This is a genomic window from Actinosynnema sp. NPDC053489 (assembly GCF_044544865.1).
In the GTDB taxonomy this organism is placed as follows: Bacteria; Actinomycetota; Actinomycetes; order Mycobacteriales; family Pseudonocardiaceae; genus Actinosynnema.
This window is the reverse complement of sequence record NZ_JBITXT010000011.1, coordinates 213874-226406: the sequence shown is the minus strand read 5'-3', so window position 1 is coordinate 226406 and position 12533 is coordinate 213874. Positions and strand designations below refer to the sequence as shown.

Annotated in this window: 14 protein-coding genes; 6 read left to right on the top strand and 8 right to left on the bottom strand. The window is 73.7% G+C overall.

Translation table 11 applies throughout. The features are described from left to right. The first annotated feature begins 2 nt into the window (after window positions 1-2). From ACIGNX_RS25205 to ACIGNX_RS25195, 3 genes are all read left to right on the top strand, one after another. Window positions 3-968: a carbohydrate ABC transporter permease gene (locus ACIGNX_RS25205; protein WP_396543153.1), complete on the top strand. Its 966-nt coding sequence runs from the start codon at window positions 3-5 to the stop codon at window positions 966-968. Further along, window positions 965-1828 carry a carbohydrate ABC transporter permease gene (locus ACIGNX_RS25200; RefSeq protein WP_396543152.1) on the top strand — a complete coding sequence of 288 codons (864 nt, stop codon included), beginning with the start codon at window positions 965-967 and terminating at the stop codon, window positions 1826-1828. The genes ACIGNX_RS25205 and ACIGNX_RS25200 overlap by 4 nt, the downstream gene beginning before the upstream one ends. Window positions 1829-1921: 93 nt before the next feature. Next, window positions 1922-2731, top strand: coding sequence for a hypothetical protein (locus ACIGNX_RS25195; RefSeq protein WP_396543151.1), 810 nt, complete (start codon window positions 1922-1924; stop codon window positions 2729-2731). Window positions 2732-2900: 169 nt separating this feature from the next. Here ACIGNX_RS25195 and ACIGNX_RS25190 read toward each other — a convergent pair whose 3' ends face one another. The 6 genes from ACIGNX_RS25190 to ACIGNX_RS25165 are packed head-to-tail and all read right to left on the bottom strand — an operon-like array spanning window position 2901 to window position 7937. Then, entirely contained in the window at window positions 2901-4277 is a 1377-nt protein-coding gene (locus tag ACIGNX_RS25190) for a sensor histidine kinase (RefSeq protein WP_396543150.1), read from the bottom strand. Beyond that, window positions 4274-4963, bottom strand: coding sequence for a response regulator transcription factor (locus ACIGNX_RS25185; protein WP_396543149.1), 690 nt, complete (start codon window positions 4961-4963; stop codon window positions 4274-4276). The genes ACIGNX_RS25190 and ACIGNX_RS25185 overlap by 4 nt, the downstream gene beginning before the upstream one ends. 51 nt (window positions 4964-5014) lie before the next feature. After that, entirely contained in the window at window positions 5015-5635 is a 621-nt protein-coding gene (locus tag ACIGNX_RS25180; RefSeq protein WP_396543148.1) for a trimeric intracellular cation channel family protein, read from the bottom strand. An 11-nt stretch (window positions 5636-5646) separates the two neighbouring features. Continuing rightward, on the bottom strand, window positions 5647-6777 hold the full coding sequence (eis, locus tag ACIGNX_RS25175; RefSeq protein ID WP_396543147.1) for an enhanced intracellular survival protein Eis: 1131 nt from the start codon (window positions 6775-6777) through the stop codon (window positions 5647-5649). Between the two features lie 9 nt (window positions 6778-6786). Continuing rightward, complete coding sequence (locus ACIGNX_RS25170; protein ID WP_396543146.1) at window positions 6787-7620, bottom strand: 3-hydroxyacyl-CoA dehydrogenase family protein; 834 nt, start codon at window positions 7618-7620, stop codon at window positions 6787-6789. Then, entirely contained in the window at window positions 7617-7937 is a 321-nt protein-coding gene (locus ACIGNX_RS25165) for an EthD family reductase (protein ID WP_396543145.1), read from the bottom strand. Before ACIGNX_RS25165 ends, ACIGNX_RS25170 begins: the two co-directional genes overlap by 4 nt. A 54-nt stretch (window positions 7938-7991) precedes the next feature. On the opposite strand from ACIGNX_RS25165, the gene ACIGNX_RS25160 reads away from it, so the two are divergent. Further along, window positions 7992-8645 carry a histidine phosphatase family protein gene (locus ACIGNX_RS25160; RefSeq protein WP_396543144.1) on the top strand — a complete coding sequence of 218 codons (654 nt, stop codon included), beginning with the start codon at window positions 7992-7994 and terminating at the stop codon, window positions 8643-8645. Here the strand turns inward: ACIGNX_RS25160 and ACIGNX_RS25155 are convergent. After that, the gene (locus ACIGNX_RS25155; RefSeq protein ID WP_396543192.1) at window positions 8642-9685 is read right to left on the bottom strand and encodes a MerR family transcriptional regulator; all 1044 of its coding nucleotides are present in this window, start codon (window positions 9683-9685) and stop codon (window positions 8642-8644) included. The genes ACIGNX_RS25160 and ACIGNX_RS25155 overlap by 4 nt on opposite strands. Before the next feature lie 75 nt (window positions 9686-9760). Further along, complete coding sequence (locus ACIGNX_RS25150; RefSeq protein WP_396543143.1) at window positions 9761-10108, bottom strand: hypothetical protein; 348 nt, start codon at window positions 10106-10108, stop codon at window positions 9761-9763. Between the two features lie 85 nt (window positions 10109-10193). Between ACIGNX_RS25150 and bluB the strand changes: the two genes are divergently transcribed. After that, window positions 10194-10826 carry a 5,6-dimethylbenzimidazole synthase gene (bluB, locus tag ACIGNX_RS25145; protein WP_396543142.1) on the top strand — a complete coding sequence of 211 codons (633 nt, stop codon included), beginning with the start codon at window positions 10194-10196 and terminating at the stop codon, window positions 10824-10826. A gap of 116 nt (window positions 10827-10942) precedes the next feature. Beyond that, window positions 10943-12415, top strand: a complete 1473-nt coding sequence (locus ACIGNX_RS25140; RefSeq protein ID WP_396543141.1) for a diguanylate cyclase — start codon at window positions 10943-10945, stop codon at window positions 12413-12415. Window positions 12416-12533: the final 118 nt, after the last annotated feature.

The following is a 12533-nucleotide window of genomic DNA, read 5'->3' as shown; positions in this document are numbered from 1 at the left end:
CCGTGACGGCCCTGGAGTCCCCCGCGAAGCCCGCCGGCGCGCCGGTCCCCCCACCGCCGCGCCGGCGCGGCGGGCGTCGCGCCACCGCGCTCGCGCCCCGTGACAAGCTCGTGCTCGGGCTGATGCTCGGCGTCCCGTCCCTGGTCCACCTCGCGCTGGTGTGGGCGCCCGCGCTCGGCTCGGTCGCGCTGTCGTTCAGCTCGTGGGACGGCATCGGCGGGTTCGGCGACGTGGAGTGGGTCGGCTTCGACAACTACGTCGACATCCTCACCCGGTACCCGAGGTTCTGGCCCGCGTTGCGGCACAACGTGGTCTGGCTGCTGTTCCTGCTCGTCGTGCCGACCCTGGCCGGGATGCTGCTGGCCGTGCTGCTGGACCGGCAGCTGCGGTTCGGGCGGGTGTACCAGAGCGTGCTGTACCTGCCGATGGTGCTGTCGCTGGCGCTGGTCGGGTTCATCTGGCAGTTGATCTACCAGCCCGAGCAGGGGTTGCTGAACAACGTGCTCGGCACCGCGTCGACCGATCCCGTCAACTGGCTCGGCGACCCCGACGTGAACCTGTACGCGGTGCTCGTCGCGGCCGGGTGGCGGCACACCGGCTACGTGATGCTGCTGTACCTGGCCGGGTTGAAGGCGGTGGACCCGACGCTGGCCGAGGCCGCGGCGCTGGACGGGGCCACCGCGTGGCAGACGTTCCGCCGGGTGACCTTCCCCGTGCTCAAGCCGGTGAACGTGGTCGTGCTCGTGGTCACCGTGATCGAGGGCCTGCGGGCGTTCGACGTCGTGTACGTGATCAACAAGGGGCGCAACGGCCTGGAGCTGCTGTCCGTGCTGGTGACCGACAACATCATCGGCGAGTCGAGCCGGATCGGGTGGGGGTCCGCGCTGGCCGTGGTGCTGCTGCTGATCTCGCTCGGGTTCATCGTCACCTACCTGGTCCAGGTGTTCCGCGAGGAGGGACGGGCGTGAGGTTCGCATTCCGGCCGGGGCGCGTCGCGCTGCACGCGTTCCTGGTGCTGACGTGCCTGGCCACGCTGGCGCCGCTGCTGTGGGCGCTGTACGCGTCGCTGCGGACGTACGACGACACCTCGCGCAACGGGTACTTCTCCGTGGCCGAGAGCCTGACCCTGGACAACTTCGCGGCGGCGTGGACGCGGGCCGACCTGCCGCACTACTACCTGAACACGCTGGTCGTGACGGTGCCGGCGCTGGTGCTCGTGCTGCTGCTCAGCTCGATGGTGGCGTACGGGGTGTCGCGGTACGCCTTCCGCTTCAACCTGGTGCTGCTGATGCTGTTCACGGCGGGGAACCTGCTGCCGCAGCAGGTGATCGTGACGCCGCTGTACCGGCTGTACCTGCTCACGCCGGTGCCGTCGTGGTTGAGCGACAGCGGCGTGCTGCTGGACTCGCGGCTCGGGCTGGTGCTGATCCACGTGGCGTTCCAGTCCGGGTTCTGCGTGTTCGTGCTGAGCAACTACATGAAGGCGATCCCGCGCGAGCTCGGCGAGGCCGCGCGCGTCGACGGGGCCGGCGTGTTCCGGCAGTACTGGCAGGTGGTCCTGCCGCTGTGCCGCCCGGCGCTGGCGGCCCTGGCGACGCTGGAGTTCACGTGGATCTACAACGACTTCCTGTGGGCGCTCGTGCTGATCCAGACCGGCGACAAGATGCCGGTCACCTCGGCGCTGCAGAACCTGCGGGGCACGTTCTTCGTGGACAACAACCTGGTGGCCGCGGGTTCGCTCCTGGTCGCCCTGCCGACCCTGGTCGTCTTCTTCACCCTGCAGCGCCAGTTCATCGGCGGCCTCACCCTGGGCTCCACCAAGGGTTAGGCCGTTGGGGTGTTCCCCGGCACAGGCGGTATCCAGGTCGCCCGGCGGTGGTCCATGTCCGAGGAACCGGTCACCCGTCGAGAGGAAGTCCCGATGCCCATCCGTCGCACGCTGGCCGCCTGCGCGGCCGCGGTGGCCGTCGGCTTCGCGGTCGCCCCGCCCGCGCTGGCCACGTCGGCCACGCTCTACACCGAGGTGGACGAGCTGGCCGGTGAGCTGAACTCCCTGGCCTGGCCGGGGCAGGACACCTACAACTACTACCCCGGTGAGCTGGGGCACCCGGACGGGGCGTCGACCGCCGTGTGGGGCACGCCGGGCAGCCCCACCACGTACGAGGGCAAGTCCAAGTGCGCGCCGCTGATCACCCTGGCCCTGCGGCACACGTTCGCGTGGGCCGTCGACGGCTACTTCACCGCGGAGTTCGGCAGCACCAGCCCCACGTCGGGGCAGTACTACGACGGGTTGCAGGCGGGTGCCGACCACTTCACGACCAAGACGACGGTGCCGAGCCTGGTGCAGGGCGACGTCATCGCGGTCAAGTACCTCGACTCCGCGGGCGGCACCGGCGACGCGACCGGTCACATGATGGTCGTCGCCGGCACGCCGCAGCCGTACAACCGCGACGGCAACGCCTCGACCCGCGAGTACGCCGTGCCGGTGATCGACAGCACCAAGGAGCCGCACGGCGTGCCCAGCACGTGGTCCGGGTCGCCGGTCCACCTGTTCCCGGACACGCGCCGGGTGGGCACCACCGAGTACACCGGCGTCGGCCGCGGCTGGATCTTCATCAGCACCGGCTCCGACGACGTGCCGACCGGCCACTGGTGGGGCCCGAACGAGAACGTGACGACCCAGTACAAGCCCGTCTCCACCCGCCCGCTGCTCTTCGCCACCCTCCCCTGACCGCGAGAGTCCTACGTTCGGGGCGCGAGAGTCCTACGTTCGGGACGCGAGAGTCCTACGTTCGGAACCCCCGAGTTCAACGCCCAAGCCGTACACCGTCAGCCGTGAACGTTGAACTCGGGGGTCGTGGACGTAGGACTCTCGCGCGCTGGACGTAGGACTCTCGCGGTCAGGGGCGGCCCGGGAGGCGCAGGGTGAACAGGGCGCCGCCCTCGGGGGCGCGGCCGGCGTAGGCCAGGCCGCCGTGGCGCTCGGCGACCTGCTTGACGATGGCGAGGCCCAGGCCCGAGCCGGGCAGCGTGCGGGCCTCGGAGGAGCGGTAGAAGCGCTCGAAGACGTGGGGCAGGTCGGCGTCGGCGATGCCCGGCCCCGAGTCCGCGACCTCCACCGCGGCGCTGCCGTCGCCCAGCTGCTTCAGGCTCAACCGCACCACGCCCCGCGCCGGGCTGAACTTCACGGCGTTGTCCAGCAGGTTCAGCACGGCGCGCTCCAACGCGCTGGAGTCACCCAGCAACGACCACGGCTGCAGCTCCACGACGAACCGGACGTCCGACGCGCGCCGCTTCGCCCGGTCCAGCGCCCGTTCGACCACCTCGACCAGGTCCACGGGCTCGTGCACGACCTGCGGCGCGTCCTCCCGCGCCAGCTCCACCAGGTCCCCGATCAACGTGGTCAGCTCGTCCAGCTGCGCCCGCACGTCGGCGTTGATCTCCGCCTTGTCCTCGTCGGACAGCGTCGGCGAGTCCGGCCGCTCCGACGCCAGCAGCAGCTCCAGGTTCGTCCTCATCGACGTCAACGGCGTCCGCAGCTCGTGCCCCGCGTCCGCCACGAGCCGCCGCTGCCGCTCCTGCGACTCCGCCACCGCGCCCAGCATCGCGTTGAACCGCTGCGACAGCAGGGCCAGCTCGTCGTCACCGGACACCGGGATGGGCCGCAGGTCACCGGTCAGCGCCACCCGCTCGGTGGCCTCCGTCAACCGCTGCACGGGCCGCAGCCCGGTCCGCGCCACCGCCGTCCCCGCCACCGCCGCGACCAGCACGCCCAGCCCGCTGATCACGAACAGCACCACGGACAGCTTGCCCAGCGTCACGTTCAATGGCTTGGTGGACTGCGCGATCACCATCGCCTGGCCGTCGCCGTACGGCACCGCGATCACCCGGAAGTCGGTGCGCAGGTCGGTCCAGATGTTCTCCAGCCGCGTCCCGCGCGCCACGTCGAGGTCGGCGGGCTGGGTGGGCGGCGCGACCGTCCCCTTGGGGTAGAAGATCTGCCCGTCCACGTCCAGCACGCCGATCCGGATGTCGCCCGCGGCCAGGAACGCGCCGGGGATCTCGGTGACGTCGTTATTGACCTTCGGCGCGTTCACCGCGGCCTGGGCGCGCTGCCGCAGGTTCTCGTCCATCTGGTCGTGCAGGTTCTGGCTCACCGTCATGTACGCGCCCAGCGACACGAGGGCGACGGCTCCGGCCACGCAGAACGCGGCCAGCAGGGTCACCCTGGCGCGCAGCGACACCCGTTGGAGCCGCCCGTTGGCGGCACCGATCACGGAGGGGTCTCCCGCAGCACGTACCCGACACCGCGCACGGTGTGCAGCAGCCGGGGCTCGCCCTCGGCCTCGGTCTTGCGCCGCAGGTAGCCGACGTAGACCTCCAGCGCGTTGCCGGAGGTGGGGAAGTCGTAGCCCCAGACGTCCTCGAGGATGCGGCCGCGGGTCAGCACCTGCTTCGGGTGCGCCAGGAACAGCTCCAGCAGGGCGAACTCGGTGCGGGTGAGGCTGATCGGCCGCTCGCCGCGCCGCACGTCCCGGGTGCCCGGGTCCAGCTCCAGGTCGGCGAACCGCAGCACCGCGCCGGCGGGCTCCTGGGCGTCGGACGCGGCACGCCGCAGCAGCGCGCGCAGCCGGGCCAGCAGCTCCTCCAGCGCGAACGGCTTGGGCAGGTAGTCGTCGGCGCCCGCGTCGAGGCCCGACACCCGGTCCGACACGGCGTCACGGGCGGTGAGCACGAGGATCGGCAGGTCGTCGCCGGTGCTGCGCAGCCTGCGGCACACCTCCAGCCCGTCGAGCCGGGGCATCATCACGTCCAGCACCATGGCGTCGGGGCGCTGCGAGAGGACGGACTCGAGTGCCTGCTGGCCGTCGCCGGCAAGGTCGACCTGGTAGCCGTTGAACTGCAGTGAGCGGCGGAGCGACTCACGCACGGCCCGGTCGTCGTCGACAACGAGGATGCGCATGGGGTCAGTCTTGCCCCTGGTCCTGAGAGCCGCCTGAGAAGCCGGTGTGAGCTACCCGTCAAGTCCGGGACCCCTGCGGGCCACCGGGGCGTTCCACCGCCGCCACAGCGCGAGCAGCCGCAGGCCCACGATGGCCGCCGACCCGACGAGCGCGACCGGCGCGGCGGGCAGCCGCAGGTGGTCGCCGAACGCCACCACGACCGCGCCGCACAGCGCCGCCACCGCGTAGATCTCCCGCCGCAGGACCAGGGGGATCTCCCGCAGCAGCACGTCCCGCAGCGCGCCGCCGCCGATGCCGGTGGTCATGCCGACCAGGCACGCGGCGTACGGCGGGGCGCCCAGCCGGAGCGCGGTCGCGGTGCCCGCCGTGACGAACAGGCCCAGGCCGACGGCGTCCAGCAGCAGCACCGCCCGCCGCAGCTTGGTCACGGTCGGGTGAAACCGGAAGACCACCAGTCCGGTGGTCGCGGCGACGGCCAGGTACCGCCAGTTCACCAGCGCGGCCGGCGGGTGCACGCCCAGCAGCACGTCCCTCAGGACGCCGCCGCCCAGCGCGGTGGTCAGCGCCAGCACGATGACGCCGAACACGTCGAGCCGCGCGTGGACCGCCGCCACCGCCCCGGAGGCGGCGAACGCGGCGATCCCGACCAGTTCCAGGACGGCGAGGAGCACGGCTGACCAGGTTAGAAGGAATCCGCCAGACGCGGGATGCCGGGTGCTCCGACCAGCCGGTCGAGCAGCGCGCCGTCGCCGTCGAGCAGCCCGGCGCGGCGCAGCGCGTGGCTGTCGTGCATCCCGCTGAACCACGGCCCGAGCGCCCGCGCGCGCAGCCGGACGGCGCCGCTGCCGCCGGGCTCGACGCGCACCCCGCCCTCGTCCACCACGAGCCGCTGCCGCCCCGCGTGCCACGGCGCGTGCTCGTCGACCACGTCGAGGTCGACCGCCGCGGGCTTCAGCCACCGCGCCGCGGGCCACCCCCGGGCCGCGACGGCCGCCGGCAGGTCCACCACGCGCAGCAGCCACGTGGAGGCGGTCACGGTGTACTCGATCGCCTGGTTCGTCAGCAGGCCGGTGACGGCCGGGTCGGTGACCCGGACGACGGCCCTGTCGAGCACGCCCGCCCAGCTGCGCAGCTCGCGCAGCAGCCCGAGCTGGGTGGCGAGGTCGCGCCCCACCAGGTCGAGCACCCGCAGGCCGCGCCGGTCGCGCCGGGCGGTGAGGTAGCCGCGCAGCTCGCCGTCGTGGCCGGGCACGACCGTCGCCACGTCGAGCCCCAGCACGTCGGCGACGTCCACCCCGGGCGCGCCGCGGTCCACGAGCCCGTTCACCGTGGACGCCAGGTCGACGTAGCACGCGTGCAGCGCCGGGAGGTCGCCCGCGACGGCGGGCCGGGACGCGATCCGCTCCCCGGCGGGCAGCCGGTCCAGCGGGAACTCCAGCTCCTCGTGCACCCCGCCGGCGTCCCACCCGCGGGACCGGTAGACCGCCGGCGCGGTCGCGAACAGCGCCGACACGACCTGGCCCCGGTCGCGCATGTCCCGCAGCGCCGCGTCGAGCAGCGCGCCGGCCACGCCCCGCCCGCGGGCCCACGGGTCGACGGCCACGCCCGCGACCCCGCCCATCGGGACCGGCTCGCCGCCGTGGAACTGGTGGAAGTCCTTGATCGCGAGCACGCCCGCGACCCGCCCGTCCAGCTCGGCCAGCAGCCCGCGCCGCCCCGGCCGCAGCGACGGCTCGCCCAGGCCGCCGAACGCCACCCGGCGCAGCCGGTCGGCCTCGGCCACGTCGTCCTCGGTCAGCTCGCGGATCCGCACCCGTCCTGCTTACCAGGTGAAGAACCCCTGGCCGGTCTTGCGCCCCAGGTGGCCCGCCGCGACCTTCTCCCGCAGCAGCGCCGGAGGCTCGAACCGCGGGCCCAGCTCGGCCGCCAGGTGCTCGGCGATGGCCAGCCGCACGTCCAGCCCGACGAGGTCGGTCAACCGCAGCGGGCCCATCGGCCACCCGTAGCCCAGCCGCATGCCGGTGTCGACGTCCTCGGCGCTCGCGACGCCCTCCTCCAGCATCCGGATCGCCTCCATGCCGACCGCGACGCCGAGCCGCGACGTGGCGAACCCGGGCGCGTCCCGGACCTCGATCACGGTCTTGCCCAGCTCCTCGGCCCAGCCGCGGACCCGCGCCACCACGTCGGCGGCCACCCCGGCGTGGTGCACCAGCTCGACCAGTCGCTGCACGGGCACGGGGTTGAAGAAGTGCATGCCGAGCACCCGTTCGCCGGGCAGCCCCTCGGCCAGCGCCGAGATCGACAGCGACGACGTGTTGGACGCCAGCACCGCGTCCGGGCACGCGTCGGCCGCCGCGGCGAGCACCCGGCGCTTCAGCTCCAGGTCCTCCGGCACGGCCTCCACGACCAGCTCCGCGCCGCGCCCGACCCGCTGGTCGAGCCGTTCGACCACCACCAGCCGGCCCATCAGGTCGTCCGGCGCGGCGTCCAGCCTGCCCCGCTCGGCGGCCTTGGCCAGCGACGCGCCCACCGCGGACCGCGCGGCCGCCACCCGGTCCGCACCCGCCTCGACCAGCACCACGTCGTGCCCGCCGGCGAGCAGCAGGTGGGCGACGCCCGCGCCCATGGTGCCGCCGCCGATCACCACCGCGATCATCGCTCGACGACCTCCGCGGCGAACATGGCCACCAGCTCCACGCCGCCGATCTCGCTCAGGTTCGCGCCGGCGGCCTGCCACTCGGGCGACGCGAAGGCGTCCCTCATCGCGTCGGCGGACTCGAAGTACATCTCGGCCACGAGGTGCGGCTCGTGCTCGCCGAGGAAACCGGGCACGAACACGCGGGACACCTTCGCCACCTCGGCGCGCAGCAGCCCCGGCGTGCGGTCGACCAGGGGCAGGTGGGACTCGAAGTACGCCTCGTCGAACGCCTCGACGTCGGCCGGCTTCCGGTACAGGGCGACGTACTTGATCATGTGACACCTTCCGTCCGGTTTCGCCCCGAAATGTAACACCGGCACGATGGAGGGGTGCGGATCATCCTGCTGCGCCACGGGCAGAGCCTCGGCAACGTCGACGAGCTGGCCTACTGCCGCGTACCCGACCACGCCCTGCCGCTGACCGACCTGGGCGAGGCCCAGGCCCGCGCCGCCGGGCCGCGGGTCAAGGAACTGCTGGGCGGCGGCCCGGCGGCGGTCTACGTCAGCCCGTACGTGCGCACCCGCGCCACCCTGCGCAACCTCGACCTCGGCGACCTGGTCGAGCGCACGGTGGCCGAGCCGCGGCTGCGCGAGCAGGACTGGGGCAACCTCCAGGACCCCGTCCAGCAGGAGGTCCTCAAGCACCAGCGGCACGCGTTCGGGCACTTCTTCTTCAGGCTGCCCAACGGCGAGTCCGGCGCGGACGTGGACGACCGGCTGGCCGCGTTCCTGACCGACCTGGAGGGCCGGATGCGGGAACCCGGGCACCCGGCCACCGCCCTGGTCGTGTCGCACGGCCTGACGATCCGCCTGCTGTGCCGCCGGCTGTTCGGCTGGAGCATCGAGCTGTTCGAGTCCCTGTCGAACCTGGAGACGTGCGAGGACCGGGTCCTCACGCACGACGGCACGGCGTGGCGGCTGGACCGCCCGTTCGACCAGTGGCGCGCCTCGCCGGACGGGGAGGCGCAGGGCCCGATCGGCTAGGCGGGCACCACGTCGGCGACGACGCACACGACGTTGTCCGGGCCGCCGCGCGCGTTGGCCAGGTCGACCAGCCGCCGCGTCGCCTCCTCCGGCTCGGCCGCCGACGCCAGCACGTGCCGCAGGTCGGCCTCCGGCACCACGGTGTGCAGGCCGTCCGAGCACAGCAGGTACCGGTCGCCGGGCAGGGCGTCGTGCAGCGCGAGGTCCGGCTCGACGGCCCCGCCGCTCAACGCGCGCACCAGCAGCGACCGCCGCGGGTGGCTGACCGCCTCCTCCTCGGTCAGCCGGCCCTCCGCGATGAGCGACTGCACGGCCGTGTGGTCGTGCGTGATGCGGAACCACCCGTCGCCGCGCAGCAGGTACACCCGCGCGTCGCCGACGTGCACCAGGCCCAGCCGCGACCCGGACAGCACCATCGCGGTCAGCGTCGTGCCGCTGCACCCGTCGGCGGGGTTGGCCGACAGGTACTCCCCCACCGCCGCGCCGGCCCGCTCCACGGCGTCGGCCAGCGCGTTGAGCAGCTCGCCCGCCGGGATGGCGGTGTCCAGCGGCGCGAGCGTGTCGATGGCCACCGAGCTGAGCGGCTCGCCGCGCGCGCCGAACCCGTCGGCCACGGCGAGCAGCCGTTCGCCGGCGTAGCCCACGTCCTGGTTGGAGTCGCGGACGAGCCCGCGGTCGGTCCGCACCGCGTACCTCAACGTGACGGTCATGGTCGTGTCCTCCCCTGAGAGCTGTTCGACGAGGAGGGAGGCGAGGCTCCGCCGCGCCGCGGTGTCGGCCTCGACCTGCGCCCAGTACGCGCGCACCTCGGCCGCCGCGTCCGCCGGCGCCAGCCCGCACACCCCTCGGATGCGGGCCAGCGGCATCCCGAGCCGGCGCAGCCACGCCACGAGCCGGGCCCGCTCCAGCTGGTCCGGCGAGTACCGCCGGTAACCCGACAGCGGGTCGACCCGCGCCGGCGTCAGCAGGCCCAGCTCGTCGTAGAGCCGCAACGCCTTCGGCGACAACCGGGCGGCCCGCGCGAACGCGCCGATGGTCATCAGCTCCACGGTCCACCCCTCCCCGGCCGGGCGTCCCGGCCGAGACCCACCGTGCCCCTTCACCCGGGGTGAAGGTCAACCCGCGACGGGATCCACAGCGGCGGGATCCACAGCGGCGGGATCCACAGTGGAGGGGCGGTCGCGCACCAACCCGCTCAGCGACGCCGTCGCCGCCACGGCCAGCACCGCCAGCGCGGGCCAGTCCGCCACCAGGTGGCCCCCGTCGCCGACGACGAAGCCGCCGTACAGGCCCCAGCACTGCGCCGCGGCCAGCGCCGCGCCCGCCACCGTCGTCCACCAGGACACCACCGCCACGACCACGACGAGCAGGACCAGGGCGAACACCGGCCACCCGGCCGCCACCGCCGTCACCACCACGCCACCGGCGAACCCCAACGCGGACCCGTGCACCGTTCCGACCATGACCGGGGATTCAACGCCCGGTTGAGACGGACGCCACCCCCGGCCGGACCAGGTTCACCGGAAGGCGTGAGGCACGATCGTTCGAATGAGCTTCTACGACGTCCTGCACCGGCGACGGGACACCAGGGGCGAGTTCACCGGCGCCCCGATCCCGCCCGACGTGCTGCGCCGGGTGCTCACCGCCGCGCACGCCGCGCCCAGCGTGGGCCTGTCCCAGCCGTGGGACTTCGTGGTCGTGCGCGACGAGCACACCCGCCGCGCGTTCCGCGACCACGTCCACGCCGAGCGCAGCGTGTTCGCCGCCGAACTGGACGCCCGCCAGGCCGAGCTGTTCGCGCGGATCAAGGTCGAGGGCATCCTGGAGTCGACGCTGGGCGTGGTCGTGACCTACGACCCCGACCGCGGCTCGCCCGCCGTGCTGGGCAGGCACGCCATCGCCGACGCGGGCCTGTACTCGGTGTGCCTGGCGATCCAGAACCTGTGGCTGGCCGCCACCGCCGAGGGGCTGGGCGTGGGCTGGGTCAGCTTCTACCGGGAGGACGTGCTGCGCCGCCTGCTGGGCATCCCGCACCCGGTGCGGCCGGTGGCCTGGCTGTGCGTCGGCCCGGTCTCCTGCCTGCCCGGCACCCCGGACCTCGAGCGGCACGGCTGGCGGCACCGGCTGCCGCTGGAGGAAGTCCTGCACGAGGAGCGGTACACGCGGCGTTCCGGCCGGTAGCCTGTGGTAGCCGTGCCGGCGGCGAGCGGTCCCCGCGTACCGCCTCGCCGAGTCGGAATGGAGTGTCAGCAGGAGTGGAGCAGCGAGATCGCCTGGTAGCGGATCAGGTTCCGCGATTGGACCTCGAGGTCAAGGCGTTGCTGAACGCTGGCCGCCTGGCGGAGGCCAACACCCTGTTCGACCAGGTGGTCAGCCGCGTGCCCCCCGGCGCGGACCGCTGGCAGCGCTCCGCGGTGCTGGTCGGCCGGGCCAAGCTGGCCTGGCGGCTGGGCCGCATCCCGCTCGCCCTGGAGCTGGCCGCCGAGGGCTGGACCGACCTGGACGGCGAGCACGGCGACAACCCGGCCGCCGCGCAGGCCATGCACGCCCTGGCCTACCTGCTGGAGGGCATCGGCAACCGGCGGGCCGCCGTGGACATGCTCCGCCTGTCCGTGCAGGTGGCCCGCCGCGCCGCCGAGACCGAGCCGGCCGCCACCGAGATCCTGTCCCACTGCCTGCAAGGGCTGGGCGGCACGCTGAACTTCCGCGCCATCTCCTCCGACCCCGACCGCGCCCCGGCGATCTTCGAGGAGGCCCGCGGCCACCTCAAGGAGGGCCTGGTGCTCGCCAAGGACGAGCAGATGCGCCGTGCCCTCCTCGCCGCCTACAGCCGGTCGCTGGCCGGCGTCGGCGAGCTGGAGGAGGCCGAGGAGAACGCCCGGGAGGCGCTGCGCCAGGCCAAGGGGGCGGGCGACAAGTGGACCTCCGCCGTCGCCGGCTGGGTCCTCGCCGTCGTGCGCCGGGAGCAGGGCGACCTGGTCCAGGCCCGCACCCTGGCGAGCCGCGCGGTGGCCGCCTCCGAATCGATCAACGACCCGTCCCTGCTGCTCCGCTTCTCCCTCGACCTGGCCGACATCTGCGCCGAGATGGGCGACCACGTCGGCGAGGCGGCGGCCCTGCGCTGCTCCGTGGCCGCCGGCCGCACCGCGACCGAGACCCTCCAGGAGGGCCTCGGCCAGGCCCTGGAACAACGCCGGGTTGCCGTCCAGGCGCAGCGGATGGCCGTCGCCGCCCAGGAAGCCGCCGCCCGCGACCCGCTGACCGGCCTGGCCAACCGCCTGGGCCTGGAACGAGCCGCCGCCGGCCTGCTGGAGAGCACCGCCGCCCGGGGTCGCGTCCCGTGGCTGGTCCTGGTCGACGTGGACCGCTTCAAGGGCGTGAACGACGACGCCGGCCACGCCGCGGGCGACGCCACGCTGCGCGAGATAGCCCAACTCCTGCGCCGCGAGTGCCGCGCCGCCGACCTGGTGGCCCGCTGGGCGGGCGACGAGTTCGTCGTCCTGCTGAACGACGAGGGCACCAGCGCCGAGGTGGGCCCGACCGTCGCCGAGCGCATCCGCGCCGCCGTCGACGGCCACGACTGGACCGTGGTGCTGGGCCCCACCCGCCGTCCCACGGTGAGCATCGGCGTCGCCGCCGGCCCGGCCAAACTGGACCAGCTCTTCGCCGCCGCCGACATGGCCCTGTACCGCGCGAAGCGCCACGGCCGCAACCGCGTCGAAGTCGAACCCCACCTGATCACCCCGGGCCCGCTCCCCCGCAACAACTGACCCCACCAGCCACATCGGACCCGCAGCCGGCCGCCGAGGCTCGATGTGACATGGGTTCGGGCGCCACAGGCAGGCCGAAGCCGGGCAGGCTCGGCGGACGCTCTTCCCACCGCGCCTG